At 60.7% G+C, this 19104-nt stretch carries 16 protein-coding genes; 6 read left to right on the top strand and 10 right to left on the bottom strand.

The window, feature by feature from the left end; all coding sequences use genetic code 11:
• Positions 1-86: 86 nt before the first annotated feature.
• The 4 genes from ACM6J5_RS04510 to ACM6J5_RS04495 all read left to right on the top strand — a co-directional run bounded on the left by ACM6J5_RS04510 (position 87) and on the right by ACM6J5_RS04495 (position 3591).
• Positions 87-419, top strand: a complete 333-nt coding sequence (locus ACM6J5_RS04510) for a DMT family transporter (RefSeq protein WP_015093202.1) — start codon at positions 87-89, stop codon at positions 417-419.
• A gap of 186 nt (positions 420-605) precedes the next feature.
• Positions 606-1781, top strand: a complete 1176-nt coding sequence (locus ACM6J5_RS04505) for an NAD(P)/FAD-dependent oxidoreductase (RefSeq protein ID WP_414927905.1) — start codon at positions 606-608, stop codon at positions 1779-1781.
• A complete protein-coding gene (locus ACM6J5_RS04500; RefSeq protein WP_095943198.1) occupies positions 1778-2590 on the top strand; it encodes an aldo/keto reductase in 813 nt (270 codons plus the stop codon). The genes ACM6J5_RS04505 and ACM6J5_RS04500 overlap by 4 nt, the downstream gene beginning before the upstream one ends.
• A gap of 32 nt (positions 2591-2622) precedes the next feature.
• The gene (locus ACM6J5_RS04495) at positions 2623-3591 is read left to right on the top strand and encodes a metal ABC transporter ATPase (protein ID WP_095943199.1); all 969 of its coding nucleotides are present in this window, start codon (positions 2623-2625) and stop codon (positions 3589-3591) included.
• Positions 3592-3717: 126 nt separating this feature from the next.
• Here the strand turns inward: ACM6J5_RS04495 and hldE are convergent, their stop codons facing one another.
• The 3 genes from hldE to msbA form a co-directional block, all read right to left on the bottom strand.
• Entirely contained in the window at positions 3718-5142 is a 1425-nt protein-coding gene (gene hldE / locus ACM6J5_RS04490; protein ID WP_095943200.1) for a bifunctional D-glycero-beta-D-manno-heptose-7-phosphate kinase/D-glycero-beta-D-manno-heptose 1-phosphate adenylyltransferase HldE, read from the bottom strand.
• Between the two features lie 147 nt (positions 5143-5289).
• A complete protein-coding gene (locus ACM6J5_RS04485) occupies positions 5290-5994 on the bottom strand; it encodes a sulfotransferase family 2 domain-containing protein (protein ID WP_414927904.1) in 705 nt (234 codons plus the stop codon).
• Positions 5995-6178: 184 nt separating this feature from the next.
• Positions 6179-7981, bottom strand: a complete 1803-nt coding sequence (gene msbA / locus ACM6J5_RS04480) for a lipid A export permease/ATP-binding protein MsbA (RefSeq protein ID WP_095943202.1) — start codon at positions 7979-7981, stop codon at positions 6179-6181.
• 154 nt (positions 7982-8135) lie between these two features.
• Here msbA and ACM6J5_RS04475 point away from each other — a divergent pair, with 154 nt between their 5' ends.
• Both ACM6J5_RS04475 and ACM6J5_RS04470 read left to right on the top strand, forming a co-directional pair.
• Positions 8136-9995 (top strand): O-antigen ligase family protein, encoded by a 1860-nt coding sequence (locus tag ACM6J5_RS04475; protein WP_414927903.1) that lies wholly within the window; start codon positions 8136-8138, stop codon positions 9993-9995.
• On the top strand, positions 9995-11218 hold the full coding sequence (locus ACM6J5_RS04470) for an acyltransferase family protein (protein WP_414927902.1): 1224 nt from the start codon (positions 9995-9997) through the stop codon (positions 11216-11218). Before ACM6J5_RS04475 ends, ACM6J5_RS04470 begins: the two co-directional genes overlap by 1 nt.
• 68 nt (positions 11219-11286) lie before the next feature.
• Here ACM6J5_RS04470 and ACM6J5_RS04465 read toward each other — a convergent pair whose 3' ends face one another.
• The 7 genes from ACM6J5_RS04465 to ACM6J5_RS04435 all read right to left on the bottom strand — a co-directional run bounded on the left by ACM6J5_RS04465 (position 11287) and on the right by ACM6J5_RS04435 (position 19039).
• Positions 11287-12171, bottom strand: coding sequence for a glycosyltransferase (locus tag ACM6J5_RS04465; RefSeq protein WP_095943205.1), 885 nt, complete (start codon positions 12169-12171; stop codon positions 11287-11289).
• On the bottom strand, positions 12168-13322 hold the full coding sequence (locus tag ACM6J5_RS04460) for a glycosyltransferase family 4 protein (RefSeq protein WP_095943206.1): 1155 nt from the start codon (positions 13320-13322) through the stop codon (positions 12168-12170). The genes ACM6J5_RS04465 and ACM6J5_RS04460 overlap by 4 nt, the downstream gene beginning before the upstream one ends.
• A complete protein-coding gene (locus ACM6J5_RS04455) occupies positions 13319-14761 on the bottom strand; it encodes a PIG-L deacetylase family protein (RefSeq protein ID WP_414927901.1) in 1443 nt (480 codons plus the stop codon). Before ACM6J5_RS04455 ends, ACM6J5_RS04460 begins: the two co-directional genes overlap by 4 nt.
• Positions 14762-14769: 8 nt before the next feature.
• On the bottom strand, positions 14770-15666 hold the full coding sequence (locus ACM6J5_RS04450) for an antimicrobial resistance protein Mig-14 (RefSeq protein ID WP_414927900.1): 897 nt from the start codon (positions 15664-15666) through the stop codon (positions 14770-14772).
• A complete protein-coding gene (locus tag ACM6J5_RS04445) occupies positions 15666-16796 on the bottom strand; it encodes a glycosyltransferase (RefSeq protein ID WP_150672365.1) in 1131 nt (376 codons plus the stop codon). The genes ACM6J5_RS04450 and ACM6J5_RS04445 overlap by 1 nt, the downstream gene beginning before the upstream one ends.
• Positions 16780-18537 carry a carbamoyltransferase gene (locus ACM6J5_RS04440; RefSeq protein ID WP_095943209.1) on the bottom strand — a complete coding sequence of 586 codons (1758 nt, stop codon included), beginning with the start codon at positions 18535-18537 and terminating at the stop codon, positions 16780-16782. The genes ACM6J5_RS04445 and ACM6J5_RS04440 overlap by 17 nt, the downstream gene beginning before the upstream one ends.
• Positions 18538-18703: 166 nt before the next feature.
• Positions 18704-19039 carry a YceK/YidQ family lipoprotein gene (locus ACM6J5_RS04435; protein WP_095943261.1) on the bottom strand — a complete coding sequence of 112 codons (336 nt, stop codon included), beginning with the start codon at positions 19037-19039 and terminating at the stop codon, positions 18704-18706.
• Positions 19040-19104 lie beyond the last annotated feature (65 nt).

The following is a 19104-nucleotide window of genomic DNA, read 5'->3' as shown; positions in this document are numbered from 1 at the left end:
AAACAGATAGGTAATGACTTTACCGCATCTGGCGAATCTCTAGAATGCCGACCTCAGAGAGCAACACTTCACACGAGGATTGACCCATGACCGCCTACTACTACCTGGCCATTGCCATCTGCGCCGAAGTGATTGCCACTGTTTCAATGAAAGCGGTCAAAGGCTTCAGTACCCCGCTGCCACTGGTGCTGGTCATCGTTGGTTACGGGATCGCCTTCTGGATGCTGACCCTGGTGGTGCGCAGCGTTCCCGTGGGTGTGGCGTACGCCGTGTGGGCCGGCATGGGGATCGTGATGGTCAGCGTCGCGGCGCTGTTTATCTACGGGCAGAAACTGGACGTGCCGGCGATGCTGGGGATGGCGTTGATCGTGCTGGGCGTTGTGGTCATCCAGTTGTTCTCCAAGACTGCCGGGCACTAAATTCGAATCACGACTCATTGTAGGAGCGAGCCTGCTCGCGATAGCGGTGTATCAGTCGACATTGATATCGACTGACACGCCCTCATCGCGAGCAGGCTCGCTCCTACAGGTTTTGCATCCGCCAACAAATCTGCTCTTCGTCGAGTCTGTATACTGCGCCCTCGTCTTGAACACAGAGGTCGCCGAATGCCATCCGTTATTTCCACCGACGTTCTGATTGTCGGCGCTGGTGTCGCCGGCCTCTGGCTGAATGCGCGCCTGCGTCGCCAGGGTTTTTCGACCGTGCTGGTGGAAAGCGCCAGCCTCGGCGGCGGGCAGAGTGTGAAGTCCCAGGGCATCATCCACGGCGGTGCCAAATACGCGCTGCATGGTGCCCTGACCGGTGCCTCGGAAGCCATTGCCGACATGCCGCGCCGCTGGCGTGAAGCCCTGGCCGGTGACGGCGAGCTGGACCTGTCCGGCGTACGCCTGCTGTCCGAGGCCCATTACCTCTGGTCCCCCGGCACCCTCGCCGGCAACCTCACCAGTTTCTTCGCCAGCAAAGCCGTGCGCGGTCGCGTCGATCAGGTCAAGGGCGAGCAATTGCCGCCAGCTCTGCAGGACAAGCGCTTCAAGGGCAAGGTCTATCGCCTGGCGGAACTGGTGGTCGACGTGCCGAGCCTGATCCAGCGCCTGGCCGAGCTGGCCGGAGATGGCTTGCTCGCCGGGCAGAAGATCGAGCCGCTGCTGGAAGGCGGCGTGCTGGTCGGCCTGAAGGTGGACGAGCGCGAGATCCGTGCCCAGCGCATCGTCCTGAGCGCCGGCGCCGGCACCGCGGCATTGCTTGAAACGCTGGGTCTGAGCCAGCCCGCCATGCAGCGCCGCCCGTTGCACATGATCATCGCCAAGGGGCCAAGCCTCAAACCGCTGTACGCCCACTGCCTGGGCGGTGGCACCAAACCGCGCATCACCGTGACCACGCACCCGGCGGCGGATGGCCAATGGGTCTGGTACCTGGGCGGCGATATCGCGGAATCCGAAGGCGTGACCCGTGAGCCCGCCGAGCAGATCGCCACCGCACAGAAAGAACTCGGCCAGTTGCTGCCATGGATCGACCTGAGCACGGTGCAATGGGCGACCTTGCGCGTGGATCGCGCCGAGCCCCTGCAATCAGGCCTGACCCGTCCCGACAACGCCTTTGTGGCCGAGGAAGGCCGACTGCTGGTGGGTTGGCCGACCAAACTCGCCCTGGCGCCGGACTTCGCCGACCGCGTGATTGCCAGCCTGAACCGCGACGGTATCCAGCCAGGCCACCCGGCAGCGCTGCCTGAATTGCCGAAGCCGCCGATGGGTGTACCGGCCTGGGAGCAACTGCTGCCATGAGCCAACCAACCCTGCACGACTTGCATCGCCCGCTGGGCAGCACCGGCCTGCTGGTTTCCCCCTTGGGCCTGGGCACGGTGAAACTGGGCCGCGACCAAGGGGTGAAGTACCCCAACGGCTTCCGGATTCCCGATGACGACGAAGCACGCATGCTGCTCAAACTCGCCCGCGACCTGGGCATCAACCTGATCGACACCGCCCCGGCCTATGGTCGCAGCGAAGAACGCCTCGGCCCGTTGTTGCGCGGCCAGCGTCAGGACTGGGTGATTGTCAGCAAGGTCGGCGAAGAGTTTGCCGACGGCCAGTCCCGCCACGATTTCAGCGCCGCGCACACGCGAATGTCCGTGGAGCGCAGCCTGCAACGCCTGGAAACCGACTTCATCGACCTGGTGCTGGTGCACTCCGATGGTAACGACCTGGCGATCCTCAATGACTGCGAAGCCTATGAGACCCTCGCCGCGCTCAAGGCCGAAGGCAAGATTCGCGGTTTCGGGTTTTCCGGCAAAACCGTCGACGGTGGCCTGAAGGCACTGGAGCAAGGCGACTGCGCTATGGTCACCTACAATCTGAACGAACAAAACGAGAAGGCCGTCATTGACTATGCTGCTGCACACGGCAAAGCCATTCTGGTCAAGAAAGCCCTCGCCAGTGGTCATGTCTGCCTGAGTCCGGGCGTGGATCCGGTGCGCGCCAGTTTCGAGTTGTTGTTTGAACATCCGGGTGTTGCCAGTGCTATTGTCGGGACCATCAATCCGCTGCACCTCGCCCACAATGTCGCGACCGTTGCCCAGGTCCTACGTAGCCACTGACGCCGCCCACGCGGCCTTAAGCAGGAGCCGACATGTCGCGTACGCTCATCAGAAAGAACCCGAGCAACTTCAAGACCCTGCCATTATTCGTCGAAGCGACCCCCGAAGGCCTGGCTTATCAGAGCGTTGGCAGGCCGCTGAATTTCTCCCAGACCCTGCAACGTCGTCGCCCGGTGACGGTCGGCGACAGCGAACGGTTTGCCCTGGAGCTGGCCAATCTCGGGGTTTCGGTGCGCCTGACCCTGCATTGGCAGAATCGCGACTATTGGGTGCTGGTGCGCCAACGCCGGCAGGACCGTGGCGATGTGGTGCTCAAGCTGATCTCCGGGTACGTGCCGGCCCACGAACTGAACCTGCCCTTGCACACGGCGATCCAGGAGATAGCCGAAGAATGCCTGCTGGAAACCCCGGAAGGCTGGCTCAGTGGGCGATTCAACGACACCTGGCTACCAGCGCCCTACTCGGCCGCCCTGCATTACCGTGAAGCCCTGCCGTTTCGCCTGTCGCCACTGTCCGGCTCGGCACGGCCGGTACGTTGCGCCAACCTGATGCTGATAGAGCGCCCACGGGCTTACGTGCATTTGCCAACGGCGTCGCTGCAACTGATCTACGACTTGCGCCTGGACGTTCCCAAGGAAGCCAAATCACTGAGCCTGTTCCATGTCGATGAGCGACTGGAAGGCGACCAACTCGTTGCTCGCCTCGACCGCAAGCGCCCCGATCTGTACTTGATGCCCTTGCAGGACGGCCACCCGATGGCTGAGCTCTACACCTTGAAAAAGGATCAGCTGTACCCCGCCAGCACGCGAGGACTGTACCTGGCCGAGAGTTTCGCCCAACAGGAGGGCTGGCTGGTTCGCGATGAGCGGATTCGCTGGAAGGACTGGGTGAGACAGCAGGGTCTGACCCCGCCGGGGAAGGATTCGGGCCTGGCGCGGTTGCGCGGCAAGGCCAAATTGCTGCTGAAGAAAATCGTGCCGCGTAAAAAAGTCAGCTCCTGAAGGCGTGCACATAACCCTGTAGGAGCTGGCTTGCCAGCGATGGTCGTTAACGATGACGCGTATCTACTGATTCAACGCGTGCGCCCTGACTCCATCGCGAGCAAGCTCGCTCCTACAAAAGCTGCGTCACTCGGACTTGCGGATCTTCTCGACAATCGCCGTGGTGGAGCTGTTTTCCACCAGCCCCAGCACTTTCACGGTACCGCCGTAGGCCTTCACGATGTCCGCGCCGACCACCTGGTCGATCCCATAGTCGCCGCCCTTGACCAGCACGTCCGGCTTGACCGCGCTCAGCAGGTTTTCCGGAGTGCCTTCCGAGAAACTGATGACCCAGTCCACCGCACCCAGGCCGGCCAGCACCGCCATGCGCCGGTCGACACTGTTGATAGGGCGGCCCGGCCCTTTCAGGCGGCTGACCGATGCATCGTCGTTGATCGCCACGATCAGGCGATCACCCTGTGCCCGCGCCTGCTCCAGATAGGTCACGTGGCCGGCGTGCAGAATGTCGAAACAACCGTTGGTGAACACGATCCGCTCGTTGTGCGCGCGGGCATCATCAACCGCCAGCAACAGTTGCTCAAGGCCCAGTACACCGCGCTCAGAACCCTCCTCGCGCTGAATCGCACGACGCAGTTCCGGCGCACTGATGGCCGCCGTACCGAGCTTGCCAACCACGATGCCCGCCGCCAGGTTGGCCAGGGCCACCGCGTGGGGCAGTTCTTCGCCAGCGGCAATCGCGGCCGCCAGGGTGGAAATCACCGTGTCGCCGGCACCGGTCACGTCGAACACTTCACGGGCCCGGGCCGGCAAGTGCAGCGCCGGATGATCCGGGCGCAGCAAGGTCATGCCGTGCTCGCCACGGGTCACCAGCAAGGCACCGAGGTCCAGGTCGTGCATCAGTTGCGCGCCCTTGCTCACCAATTCGTGCTCATCGGCGCAACCACCAACGATGGTTTCGAATTCGTTTAGGTTTGGCGTGATCAGGCTCGCACCACGGTAGATCGAGAAATCCTTGCCCTTGGGGTCGGCCAGCACCGGAATGCCACGGGCACGGGCGGCCTGGATCAGCGCCTGATGGTTTTTCAGCGCGCCTTTACCGTAGTCGGACAGCACCAGCACCTTGATGCCTTCGAGCAACTCATCGACCTGCGCGGTCAGCGCCAGCGCGTCGGTGGCGAAGGGTTCTTCGAAGTCGATACGCAGCAATTGCTGGTGACGGCTCATGACCCGCAGCTTGACGATGGTCGGCTGGTGCGCAATGCGCTGGAAGATGGCCCGCACGCCGGCGCCCTTGAGGCTGTTGACCAGGCTGTTGGCGGCCTCATCGTCGCCGGTGACGCCGACCAGCGAGGCCGGAGCCCCCAGGGCGGCAATGTTCAAGGCAACGTTGGCAGCACCGCCCGGGCGGTCTTCGATGTGATCGACCTTGACCACCGGCACCGGTGCCTCAGGAGAAATCCGTGAGGTACCACCATGCCAGTAACGGTCGAGCATGACATCGCCGACTACCAAGACAGGGGCTTGATCGAATCGCGGCATGGACAACTTCATGGTGCAACCCACATACAGAATGAACAGGGGCGCGATATTAACACAGGGTTGGTGTCGGCTTGTGCGGTGGCTGCAACCGGATGATTCGCCGGGTTTTATTGCTCAATTTTTGAGCAGGAATTCGTCAGGTGACGACACGCTCCGGCTTCATTCAAATCCCAGCATCTCGTAATCACGCTGATAGGCCCGCCGCACCAGCCGGCGGGTGCGTACCGTGCAGAACTCACGCGCCAGCATCGGGCGCCGCTGCTGCGACCGGTTGATGTGGGGCAGCTCTACCGGATAGCCCAATTGCTCGCAAACCAGCCTGAAATCCCGTTCCAGATGCTCCTGGTAGCCGACAAAATCCAGCGCCAGATGGCCCATGGAGTCCGTCAGGAAATCCGTTTGCGCGGCGAAGTGCAACTGTCGCTGGATCGTCTCCGGGTGCAGCCAGCGGCCCACGAAGTCATCAAAGTCACGGTAGTGGCTGACCAGTTTCTGCGCCGCGTGATCCCGCTTCCCCAAGGTGTTGCCCCGCAGGAATGCGTAGGCCGAGTAGGCCCTTTCCAGGGGATCGCGAACGAACGCGAACTTGAAACTGGCGGCAAACTGCTCGGGAAATTGCTGCTCGTACCAGTACAACGGCAAGTGGCCCGGGCTCCAGTCGTCAAACATGGCCGCACAGACACTGCTGCCGGCACATTTGGGGACGTGGATGAACAAGCAGGAACGCTGCTCGAAGGGCTTGGGGAAACTGACGCTGGCCGACATCGACTTGTTCACCACTTGACGGTCCACGACCGACAGGCGCCCCAGCAGAAAAACCCGTTGCGACTTGGGCAACAGCTTCCAGAGATAACGTTGCAACATCCAGACACCCGCGGGAAAGGGATGGCCCTCTCGATTCAAGTCAAAGTTCGTTCAGGAACCTTAACAAGCAAGTTGCCGAGATTTATTCCGGTTTGGTCAAGAAGCGTAAAGGACTGGATACAAATCACCGGGCGCGTTGCGCGCCAGGTGTGCGAAAGGGCGAGCCAGGCTCGCCCTTTCGGGGTCAGGCGATGTCTTCGGCCGGGGCGTCGAGGCCCATCGCGTTGAGGCGCGAGTAGTAGCCGTTTTGCGCCAGCAGTTGTTCATGGGTGCCGCGCTCGACGATTTTCCCCTGATCCATGACCAGGATCAGGTCGGCCTTCTCGATGGTCGACAGGCGGTGAGCGATCACCAGCGTGGTGCGACCTTTCATGACCTGATCCAGGGCGGCCTGAATATGCCGCTCGGACTCGGTATCGAGTGCCGAAGTCGCCTCATCGAGAATCAGCAGCGGAGCATTCTTCAACAGTGCCCGGGCAATCGCCAGGCGCTGACGCTGACCACCGGACAGCAGCACGCCGTTTTCCCCGACCTGAGTGTCCAGGCCTTCCGGCAATTGAGCAATGAAGTCCATCGCGTAGGCATCTTTGGCCGCTTTTTCAATGTCTTCACGGGGTGCGCCAGCCAGGTCGCCATAGGCGATGTTGTTGGCCACTGTGTCGCTGAACAGGGTCACGTGCTGAGTCACCTGGGCGATATGCCGACGCAGGTTCAACAGCTTGTACTGTTCCACTTCGACGCCATCGATGAGGATTTCGCCCTTGTCGTGGTGATAGAAACGCGGAATCAGGTTGGCCAGGGTCGACTTGCCGCTGCCCGAACGCCCCACCAGCGCGACCATTTGCCCGGGCTCGACCGAGAAGCTGATGTCATTGAGCACCTGACGCTCGGTGTCGGGGTAGGTGAAGCTGAGGTTGCGCACGTCCAGGCGACCGCTGACGACATCGCGCTCGACGGTGCCGGTATCGACTTCAGGCTGGACATCCAGTTGCTCGAAGATACTTTCAGCACCAGCCACGCCTTTCTGGATGGTCGAGCTGACTTCGGACAGCTGGCGAATCGGCTTGGGCAGCAGGCCGGCCAGAGTGATGTAGGCCACCATGTCGCCGGCAGACGCATCGCCACGCAGGAACAGCACCAGGAACATCAGTACGGCCATGGCGGTGTAGATAACCAGTTGCAGCAGCGGCGTGTAGATGGCACCGGTGCGGGTCATGCGCAGCTGCTTGTCGGTGTTGCCCTGGCTGGCGTCGAAGAAGCGTTTCTCTTCGTACTTTTCACCGCCGAAGCTGCGCACCACGCGATAGCCCTGGATCGTTTCGGACGCCACATGCGTCACGTCCCCCATGGCCAGCTGGATTTTCTTGCTCTGCTTGCGGAATTTCTTGCTGGCCGTGCGCACCATGAGGGCGATCAGCGGCAGGATGGCGACCATGACCAGCGTCAGGCGCCAGTTCATGTACAACAGCGAGGCAAACAGGAAGATCACCGTCATGCCTTCACGGATTACGACCTTGATCGCATCTGTTGCCGCCCCCGTGACCATGGTCACGTTGAAGGTGATACGTGAAATCAGGTGCCCCGAGTTATGCTTGTCGAAGTACCGGTTTGGCAACACCAGCAGGTTGTTGAACAACTGGACCCGCAAGTCATGGACCAGGCCCAGGGAAACCTTGGCCAGGAAGTAGTTGCCCAGATACGACCCCAACCCCTGCCACGCGGCGATCAGGATGATCAACAACGGCACCGCCTGCAACAGTTGCAGATCCCGCAGGTAGGGTACGGTTGGAAACAGCACCGCTTCAGGGTTGGACAGACCGTCGACGAAGTACTTGAGGATGTAGCCCAGCATTGGCTGTGTCGAAGCGAAAATCAGAAAACCGACGATGCTGATCAGAAACAGGCTGATATACGGCCGGACATAGCCGAGCAGGCGGAAGTAGATTTTCAAGCTCGAGGGGCTTGCGGAGAGACTGGAGTCGGTCATATCACGCGAAAGTCGATGAAAAGGACGCTGACTTTACCACAGCTTCCCCAGGGTTCTGGCAATCGCATACAGTCTGTGTATTGTGGCGCGTCAAATAGCTTCCAGTTGTCCCTGCCTTGGTATGGTCGCTCAATTCAGGAATAAGTTAACCAGCATGCAATTAAACGCTTTGAACAGCACCTCCAACAGAATCTTCGATTTCATTTGCTTGTGGATCCTTCCGCTCGGTTATTTATTACTGCTTTGTGCGTTGTTTTTCCTGCCGGGGCGCAATGTGCATCACAAGCTTTACTACGGTCTGTTCAGCATTCCCGCTCTGATTGCACTGTGCCTGCGTCCACGGATCGGCAAAGAGTTGTTGCACGAACCGATCGTCATTGCAGCCCTGCTGTTTGTGGCGTGGGCACTGCTTAGCCTGAGCTGGGGGCCGGACGCATTCGACTTTGGTCAGGTCAAACCGTCATTGCATACCCTGATGCTGTTCGTTGGCTGTTACCTGCTGGTGCGCTATCGCAGCGAAATCATTCAGCCCCTGCTGTTCTGCGCCGCGACGGTGGCGCTCGTCATCTCTATCTACAACCTGTACTGGTTCGACCAGATCTATCAACCGGAAATGCGTCTGATCGGCCTGGGCGCTTTCGACAATCCACTGCTCAGCTCCCACGTTTTCGGCTTTTTTTGTACCTACTGGCTAAGCCTGAGCATGATCTGCAAGCGACGCCAGATACTTTGGCTGAGCGTACCGGCGATGGCGATCATGTTCGCCACAGTGCTGGCCACCGGTTCCCGGACCCCACTGGTTGCACTGACGCTGGCTGCGCTTTGGCTTTGTGTGATCTGCTGGAATAGACGCTCGGCTTTCATGCTGGGTGCCATATTCCTCTCCGGTACGGCGACTTTCGCGTTATTTGCGGACAAGATCATCGAAAGAGGCAGCTCCTTCCGCCTCGAGCTCTGGCAATTGACCCTGGGCAGGATCGCCGAACACCCATGGATCGGGCACGGCTACAACGCCAAGCTGACCCTGGACCCCGGCGTCGGCTACAGCCTTCAGGAACCCCATAGCTTTTCCTTGGGCGTGCTCTACTACGTCGGCGTGATCGGCCTGTTGCCATGGCTGTTCTTTCTCACATGGAGCTTCATCAGCAGCCGGCGCCACCGCGTGCAACCGCTGTTCATCATTGCCTCAGCCTGGCTGGCCTTCGGTATCGGCGCGGGCCTGACCGAAGGTGGCGGAATTATCTCTCGCCCCAAGGAGCACTGGTTCCTGCTGTGGATCCCCTTGGCACTGATTGCCGCATTGAGCATCAATCAACGGGCCCGACGCCTGCTGGACACGCCGATCAAGACCGCGACACCTGGCGCCCTGCAACAGCTGACAGCCGATGCCCAAGTCATCGAAGAGGATGGTCTGGGCCCCAAGGTCCTGCGCCTGACCGATGGCAGTTTTCTCAAGCTGTTCCGCCGCCGCCGCTGGTATACCTCGGGCAGCTTCACGCCCTACTCCGATCGTTTTGCCGTCAATAGCGTGCAACTGCGCAGCATGGGCATCCCGACGCCGCACATCCTCGACCTTTACCGGTTCGAAGACGGCAGCACCGCTGTGCATTACTCTCCACTGCCGGGCAACACGCTGCGCCAGATCCTGCAAGGCATCACTGCCCCGGCGGTGCGCCAGGCACTGGTGGAGCGTTTCGGCAAATTCATGGCTCAACTGCACCAGCAAGGGGTCTACTTCCGCTCCCTGCACCTGGGCAATGTGCTGGTGCTGGAGGACGGCGAGTTCGGCCTGATCGATCTGGCCGACTTGCGAATTTACCCTTCATCGTTGAGCCCTTCCCTGCGTCGGCGTAATCTGCGCCACATGCAGCGCTATGCATCAGATCGCCACTGGCTGTTCGAGGATCACTTCGAAGCACTGCTGCAGGGATACGCCGCGGCGGCTTCGAAAGCCGACGTGGATCATTTGCACAGGCACGTGCTGGCCGGGAGCCCTCCGGCCCAGGTTCACTGATGATAGAAATCAACCCACTTATCGCGATGACGGCCTACCTGCTGGCCATCGCGACCGCTGCGCTACTGTTGCGCAGCGTGCCGAGACTTACCCGACAGCTGAAGCATTCCGGCGAAAGCCGTTTTGCCGGTATCGACGGCTTGCGCGGGTACCTGGCCTTCGGCGTGTTCGTGCACCACTCGATCATTACCTGGATCTTTCTGCAAACCGGCGTGATCGATTTTCCGCCGAGCAACTTCTACTCGCAGCTCGGCCAGGGCAGCGTCGCCCTCTTTTTCATGATCACCAGCTTTCTGTTCTGGGACCGCTTGCTCACCCACGGGCGGCAACACGACTGGCTGGCATTTGCGGTATCGCGGCTGTTTCGCCTCTATCCGCTCTACCTGCCGCTGATGTTGACCGTGTTTGCCTGCGTGTTCTATTTGCAGGACTGGGAACTCAAGGATTCCGGCACCCAGGTCATCGGCCAGGCTCTGGCCTGGCTGACCTTCGACCGGCCAGACGTCAACCAGTACCACCAGAGCGGCATGCTGATTTCCAACGTCACCTGGACGCTGGCGTATGAGGTGTTTTTCTACCTGGCCCTGCCACTGGCCGCCATGGTGTTCATATATCGCGGCGGCTGGATGCAGACGGTGCTGTGCCTGATCGGCATCTACACCCTGTACCAGGTGGTCGGCTGGGAACACTCGCTGAAGAAGCACTTCCTGGCCAGCTTCCTCGGCGGCATCGCTGCGGCGTACTGGATTCGCCGTCCACAATTCGTCGCCTGGAGCCAGTCTCCGCTGGCGGGCATCATCGCCCTGCTCGCCTTGGCGATCGCCTTTACGGCGTTCAACCGGGCATTCAACCCGGGAGCGCTGCTGCTGCTTTCACTGTTCTTTGTGATTGTGGCGTCCGGCAATACCCTGTTCGGCGCCCTGAGACCACGCAGCATCCGCTGGCTGGGGGAAATCAGCTACAGCACGTATTTGCTGCACGGTTTCGTACTTTGGGTACTGGTGCAGCGACTGCCGCCGATATTGCACGTGGACGCCCGGCAAGCCTGGGTCTTCCTTCCGTTGCTGGCCGTGTGCAGTTGCCTGCTGATCATCATCAGCAGCCTGACTTACCTGTACATCGAAAAGCCCGGTATCGATGCCGGCAAGAAAACCCTGCACTGGTTGCGCCAGAACAGGAAGCCGAGCAAAGAACCTGCGGAGGAGACGGCTCAACAACGTTGAGCAATCACCGGGGCATGTCGCCGAGGACAATGCCCCGCCTTTTATCCCCTCTTGATCCAGCCTTTGGCTCAGCCTTTCTCCAGCCGTGAGAAGAGCATACGGCCCAACCCACGCCAGGTTTTCTTGTTCCAGGCCTTGAGCGGAATCTGCGCCAGCAACTCCCGCGCCAGTTTGCGGTCACGGTTGGCAGTCTTGAGGAACATGGAATTGAGAAACTTGTAGCGCACCTCGTCATACAGCGGGTGATCGCTGAAGAGCGCGTAAGTGCGCAGGATGCTGTCGATCATGAAGCGGTGGTTCTTGTAGGAGTTGGTGGCGTGCTTGCGATAGCGCGCCATCAACATATTCAGACCATCGATGAAGTAACCGGCGTGGGTCACCTTCAACTCGATCAACAAGTCTTCCAGGCGAATGGTCGGGTCGAAACCGCCCACCTTCTCCAGCGCTTCGCGGCGGATCATCAGGGTGGGTGCCGGAGGATAGGGCTTGCGCTCCAGGAACATATCATCGAAGTCCAGACGACGGAACGGCACATCCCGGCGCTGGCGCTTCTCGGGGTAGAGATTGCCGTCGGCATCGATCAGTTCGATGTTACCGGCGCAAATGCCGACCTCGGGTTTGCCGTCCATATGCGCGACCTGGGCGGCGATTCGCTCCGGCAGCATGATGTCATCCGAACCGAACGGCACGATCAGGCTGCCCTTTGCCCGGGCAATCGCACCGTTGAGGGTGTTGGTCAGCCCCTGGTTTTCCTGGACCCGGAAGTCGAAACCATGGACGGCCTGCAACGCCTTGATCCGCTCGACACTGTCATCCTTCGAGCCATCGTCGACCACCAACAACTCGATGTTCCGATAGGTCTGGTTGAGGACGCTGAGAATGCTTTCCTCGATGTAAGGAGCGTGGTTGTACGACGCGATAATGACCGTGACGATGGGCTGCGCGTCGTTCATGGCTGTTCCTTGCGGGCCTGTTCCAGGCCGGAGTCGATCAGATTGAGGTATTCGCGACGGAACTCTTCAATGTCATGGTGCTGTTGCAGATAACGGAAAGCCTGCTCGCCCCTGGCCTTGAGCTCGTCATCTGACAGCCCCAGGTAAGTGTCCAGCGCCGCCTGCAGCGTCGGCACATCCTTCGGCGTAATCGCCAGGCCACCGGCGCCTTCGATGAGCGGCAACATGGCCGGCACGTTCGAGGCAATCACCGGCAAATGCCCGCTCATGCCTTCAAGCAGCGCCAGCCCCAGGCCTTCGGCCAGGGAGGGCATGGTCCAGATATCGAAAGCGCGAATGTACTGCAGGGCAATTTCCTTGAACCCCAGCAAATGGGCGCGGCCACTGAGGCCGAGGCGGTCGATTTCCGCCGCCAGGCGCAACTCTTCGCGGCCGGCACCGATGATCGCCAGTTGGGTATTGGGGTATTTGTCCTTGAGCGCGGCAAAGGCCTGCAGCAAATAGATATGACCCTTGACCGGCACCAGTCGCCCCAACGCACCGATCAGCCGCACCGACGGATCGATGCCCAACAGTTCACGAGCCTTTTCACGGCTGTGTTGCAGACCTTCGGCTTGCTCGATGTCGATGGCATTGGTGATGGCATAGGTATTCTGGTCGGTGAAGCCGCAGTCACAGTCCAGCAGATACTGTTTCACCGCAGGCGACACGCCGACAAAGCGCCAGTGACGATCGATCAGGCGCTGGGTCTGGCGGCGTCGGTAAAAACGGTCGTACTCGCCAAATCCGTGGGAAATGCCGATGCACAACGGCACTTTCAACCAGCGGTTGAGCGTCAGCATCATGTTCACTGGCTTGAAGCGGTTGCAGATCACCACATCGAATTTTTCCCGACGGCAGAACTTGTACAACTGCCACATGACCCGCAGGCGCATGCCCTTGAGGGACTTGTCGGAAAACTCGAAGTACACCGAACGGTCGGCCCGGCTCACTGCTTCCCCCGGCCCGGGCTTGCCGCGCAGAAACGCAGCGGTCACCTCATAGCGATCACTGGGCAGGGCCTTGACGATTTGCTCCGCGAGGTCGGCGAAATCATGGGCTTTGACGTTGTAGTCAGGCTGCAGTTGCAGGACCTTTGACCGCTGACTCATAACTCTCCCCGCTGAGAAACATTGCCTGGTGTGTGCTTGATGGACCACAAAAGCTCGTGGCGCCGGACTGCCTTGCGAAAGAATTCGTTCTGGCCATAGGTAGGCGGCAACCGGCCGGCCAACAAGCGTTGGATCAACCGACGCAAGCGACGCTTGAACGGCATCGCCGGCTGCAGGTCGTGCATCATGCCCAATGCCATGGCCTTGTCGTGCTGTTGCTCCAGCGGCAAGGGCAGGCAATAAGGCTGCATCGGTTGGGCCGGATCGAAGGCCGGTGGCAAGGCGATGCCATCACCGGTATCGCCCATCGGCCAGCGGTCGTTGTCGTGCAGGTGGTTGGCATAACCCAATAGCGTGGTCGGCTGCCAGTCCAGGCCTTGCAAAGCTTCAAGGACTGCCGCTTGGGCGCAGACATGATCGGGATGCGGATCGAGGGTCGGATGCGGCAAAACGATGACCTCGGGGCGGGCCCGCAACAGCAACTCTCGCAAATCCGCCAGCAGGTTGTTCCAGGTCGGCGCGCCATCGGCATCGCCGGGCAGCGTGAAAGGATTCAACTGACGGAACAGGCGGGTATCGTTCAGGTCAGCTTCCCGCGATCCCGCCGCCACCGCTGGCGCGGCCTGCATGCTCGCCAGTTGCAGGCAGAAATAACCCAGCTGTACGCAACGGGCCTCGGGGACACCGGCCCAACGTGGCACGGCGATGCTGTCCCAGGTGCGCAGGCGGCCTTTCAAGCGAGCCGCATCGGCCTTGTTCAGGCCCATCTGCTGATAATGTTCGGCTTCGATTTCGCCCGCCGTCAGCGTGACAACCCAGGTTTCGTCGGCCTGGCTGTACAAACCGTAGGCCGCCAGCTCGGCGTCATCGGCGTGGGGCGCGATGACCATGACCCGCTGACGCCGGTAATCCGGATGTTCCAGCGCCCACAGCACAGGCTCACCGAACACGCGACAGAAACGCCCGCGCAAACGCAGGTCACCACGGGACAGCGCCTGAGCCTGACCACTGAGATTGAGGTAACGCAGGCCGTTCACGCCCCGTTCGAAGGTTTGTCGGTCAGGGTTTTCGCCACCCGCCAACTCGACCACCGGATCGATAAAGCGTCCCAGCCAGGTGCTTTTTACCCGCAGAGCCAGCACCAGCGTCGCGTCGTCGACCAGCATCACACCCTCGTCCAGCCGCAAATGCTCACCGTTCAGGTGCACCTTGGGCTGCGGCGTGTAGGGGGGAAAGCTGTACTGGTAATCGTCTTTCGGTGAGTAGAACAGGTGGTCGGCAAACCAGGCTTCATGGGCAATCCAGCCCAGAACCGCCAGCACCAGCGGCAACCACCAGGCCACCAGCACACCGATGACGATCAACAGCACCAGCGCAATCAACAGACCGATACGTTTGTTGCGCCGATGGCGCTTGAGCAGTAGCTGTTTGCGGCTCATGGCTTGGCTCATACGGTGAAGACCGGCACGGGGTTGCACCAGCGATCCTTGTATTCACGGTCGGCGCGCCCGAAGGAAAAGCGCAACGGTTTGTCCTGCGCCCGGGCATGCTCCCAGGCGCTTTGGGTATTGAGGAAACTCAGCACGCTGCCAGGGCTGAACTCGCGAGTTTCGGGATCGACTCCGCCGTTGATGTACTCGACGCTGATCCACTGCGGAGTTTCGACGCGGTACACCAGTTGAATCGCAATCGGCGCATCGTTGAGGAAAATCACCGAGCCGATCAGCAACTCGCGCAGCAACTCGATGACCTCGGCCATGCGTTCGGCACCCGTCGCCGGGAAGCCCCAGCGGCGCTGGAACAGGTCGCAGTAAATCGCCGCCAGCTCAGCGCTGGAAAATTCGGACACCGGCCGCACCACGCCACCGGCCTCTTCCAGCAGGCGCAATTCGCGGCGCTGGTTATAGCGGAATTTTTTCGACAGTTCTTCGGGCGTGCGGGCCATGGCCAGCTGTTCGGCTTGCAACTTGATGCCAGCGAAACGGCCTTCGTTCAGCGCCGACAGATAACGCGCGCGATGGCGCAAAGGCGCCTGGGTATCGGCAGCGGCCGGCAGGATGATCTCGGCGTTGCCCAGGTCGAACAGACCTTTCTTGCCGCGACGCTTGAGCACGTCCTTGGACAAGGCCAGGTCGCGGCCCCAGGTCGGGATCGCCGCCTTGACCTCATCGCCCTGCACCCAGGCCAGGTAACGCACCGGAATGTCAGCCAGTTGCGCCAGCCGCTCGACCACAATTGGATGAGTCGCGACGCTGCCGCCATAACGCTGCCAGGTTTCGGCGTAAGTCGAGGCGTCGACGACCGCCCAGCCACGCTCGCGCCAGCCTTGAAATCGGTTGAGCATCAGCCCCTCTGTGCCAGTTCGGTAACGTGCGGCAAATGCCAGAAAGCATCGCGCACCGCGCGATCGGAGAAGCGTTCGCGCAAGCGCTCGAGCATCAACTCGGCACACTGCCGGCGTTGCTGATCATCCATGCCGGCCAGATGTTGCAGCCCCTGGGCCAGACGCTCGGCATCGCCCAACGGGAACAGGATGCCCACGCCTTCCACCACCTCTTTCGCTCCGCCGCACGCCGTGGCCAGCAAGGGTACGCCAGCGGCCATGGCCTCCAGCAGCACCATGCCGAACGGTTCGTGATCGGAACTCAGTGCGAACACATCGAAGGCACGGAAGTAGTTACGCGCATCCGGCACCTGACCGAGGAACAGAACCCGGTCACCGATGCCCAGCTCCCGGGCCTGGGCCTTGAGGTTTTCCTCCAGGCGCCCCTTGCCGAGAATCACCAGCTGGCTGTTGGCGGGCAAGCCCGGCAATGCCTCGGCGAAACCCTGCAGCAGCGTGGCCTGGTCCTTGTCCGGATGCAGCCGCCCGACGTTGCCGACGATCCAGGCATCCGCCGCCAAACCGAGGGTTTCCCGGGCCTCGCGAGCCGACACCTGGGTCGCCTGCAAGGCGTCCACATCGATACGGTTGTACAAGGTCTGGATCCGCGAAGCCGGCCACTTCGGCAGGCATTGACGCATGTCGTCGCGCACGGCGTCGGACACACCGAGCAGACTCAAACGCTTGCGGAAAACATGCGCGAACAGTTTACGGCTGCCACGCTTGTAATCGTCAAAAGCGTGATGCACGCCAATGACCGGCAACGACGTGCCGAGCAAGGCGATATAGATCGGCTTGAAGCGATGGGCGATGCAGAAACTGAAGTTGCGCGAGGCGGCGATCTTGCGCAGATCGCCGATGGCACCCAGCTTCAGACCACGAATGGCCTTGGAGCTGTACTCCATGAACAGCACTTCGTCGGAGGCGCAGCCCGCGGCGACCTCGGCATCGGCAACCCCGGTGAGAAACACCGTGGTCACTCGATAACCGGTCCCCGCGAACAGGCTGGCGTACTGCCGTGCGCAGTCCAGGAACGGCCCGTCATAGCCGTGGCAGAACTGCAGCACATGGCGTTCAGCCGAACGTGTCATAGGCGTTTGCGCCCTCTTTGACCACCAGGATGTCTTCCATGATCAGATACTGTAGATCCGAACCGAAGAACATGTTCAGAGCGTCGGTCGGCGAGCAGATCATCGGCTCGCCACGACGGTTGAGCGAGGTGTTGAGCGACACGCCGTTGCCGGTGAGCACTTCCAGCGCTTTCATCATGTCGTAGTAACGCGGGTTGTATTCGCGCTTGAGCACCTGGGCGCGAGAGGTGCCATCTTCATGGACAACTTCCGGCACGCGGGTCTTCCACTCTTCCGCCACTTCGAAGGTGAAGGTCATGAACGGAGCCGGGTGATCGATCTTGATCATCTGCGGCGCCACGGTGTCGAGCATCGACGGGCAGAAAGGCCTCCAGCGCTCGCGGAATTTGATCTGGTGGTTGATGCGGTCGGCCACGCCGGGAATGCTCGGGCAACCGATGATCGAACGACCGCCCAGTGCACGCGGACCGAACTCCATGCGCCCCTGGAACCAGGCGACCGGGTTGCCATCGACCATGATCCTGGCGATCTGCTCCGGCATGTTGTCGAGCTTGCGCCAGGTCGGCTTGTTCTCGTGACGGGCGCATGCGGCAATCACGTCTTCGTTGCTGTACGACGGGCCGAGGTAGACGTGTTCCATCTTCTCGACCGGTACGCCACGGGCGTGGGACACATAGGCCGCCGCGCCGACTGCGGTGCCGGCATCACCGGATGCAGGCTGTACGAACAGCTCTTTGACGTCGTCGCGGGCGATGATTTTCTGGTTCAGCTTGACGTTCAACGCACAGCCACCGGCATAGGCCAGTTTGCCGGTTTGCTTGAGCACGTCGCCCAGATAGTAGTCGATCATCTGCAGCGCAATTTTTTCGAACAGCGCTTGAATGCTGGCAGCGTAGTGAATGTAAGGCTCATCAGCGATATCGCCTTCGCGCTTTGGACCCAGCCACTCGATCAGCTTCGGCGAGAAGTAGTAACCCTTGCCCTTCTCTTTGTAGCGACGCAGGCCGATGACGTTGGCGTAGTCGGTGTTGATCACCAGCTCGCCGTTCTCGAACGAAGCCAGGCGCGAGAAATCGTATTTGCTGGCGTCGCCGTACGGCGCCATGCCCATGACCTTGAACTCACCGTCGAGCATATCGAAACCGAGGAACTCGGTGATCGCGCCGTACAGGCCGCCGAGAGAGTCCGGATCGAAGAATTCCTTGATCTTGTGGATCTTGCCGTTTTCGCCATAACCGAAGAAGGTCGTGGCGTACTCGCCCTTGCCGTCGATGCCCAGGATCGCGGTTTTCTCTTTGAAACCGGAGCAGTGATAAGCGCTGGAGGCGTGGGCCAGGTGGTGTTCGACCGGCTCGATCTTGATCTTCTTCGGATCAAAACCCAGTTGTTCCAGGCACCAGACGATCTTGTTGCGATAGCGCTTGTAGCGACGGTTGCCCATCAGGATCGCGTCGAGGGCGCGGTCCGGGGCGTACCAGTAACGCTTGGCGTACTGCCAGCGGGCCTTGCCGAACAGGCTGATCGGTGCGAATGGAATCGCCACCACGTCAACGTCGGACGGCTTGATACCGGCCTGTTCCAGGCAGAATTTCGCCGATTCGTAAGGCATGCGGTTCTTTGCATGTTTATCGCGTACGAAGCGTTCCTCTTCAGCCGCCGCGACCAGCTTGCCATCGATATACAGGGCTGCGGAAGGATCATGGCTAAGGGCGCCGGACAGGCCAAGAATCGTCAATGCCACAGGGGTCTAGCCTCTTTAGTCTGCATGCAGGCGCAAGCGCCTCAAAAATTAATGTGCCCTCGCAAGGGGCGAGAGACAGCTAAAGGGCGGGATTATAGCGTAAAAGCAGCGGCAAACCTCTAGCCGCAAGCGGCATGCAACTGCGGCCGGGGCCTCGCGGTATTTTTTATCCGCGCGCAGGTCGCCAATAGATGGAAATATTGCCGTCCACGCTTTGCCGGTAAATCGTGTACGGCAAGACAACGGTGTCCAGCGCGCCAGACAGGGCCAGGTCCACCAATACGAGCGGTACAAGGATGCCCGTAGGGTCTGGTGGTGCATTCAATACACAGAAGTCGTAGGCCAGGCCGCTGTAGACCCGGGGAATGGATTGGCAATAGGTCTTTTGCCTGCGCAGCCCCTGCGCGGCTTCGGCTTCATCCTGCAAGACGGTGGCGGCGGTCCCGCAGCCCGTTAGCGACACTGATAAAACACCCGCTGAAACTGCCATTTTGATCGTCAAAGCCTGCCCTCCGAGAACGTCAGGCAAACTAGCATCGGGGTGATTTGGGCTACAGGTCATGACTT

The organism is Pseudomonas sp. IT-P74 (assembly GCF_949768175.1).
Lineage (GTDB): Bacteria > Pseudomonadota > Gammaproteobacteria > Pseudomonadales > Pseudomonadaceae > Aquipseudomonas.
This window is presented reverse-complemented; position numbering and strand designations above follow the sequence as displayed.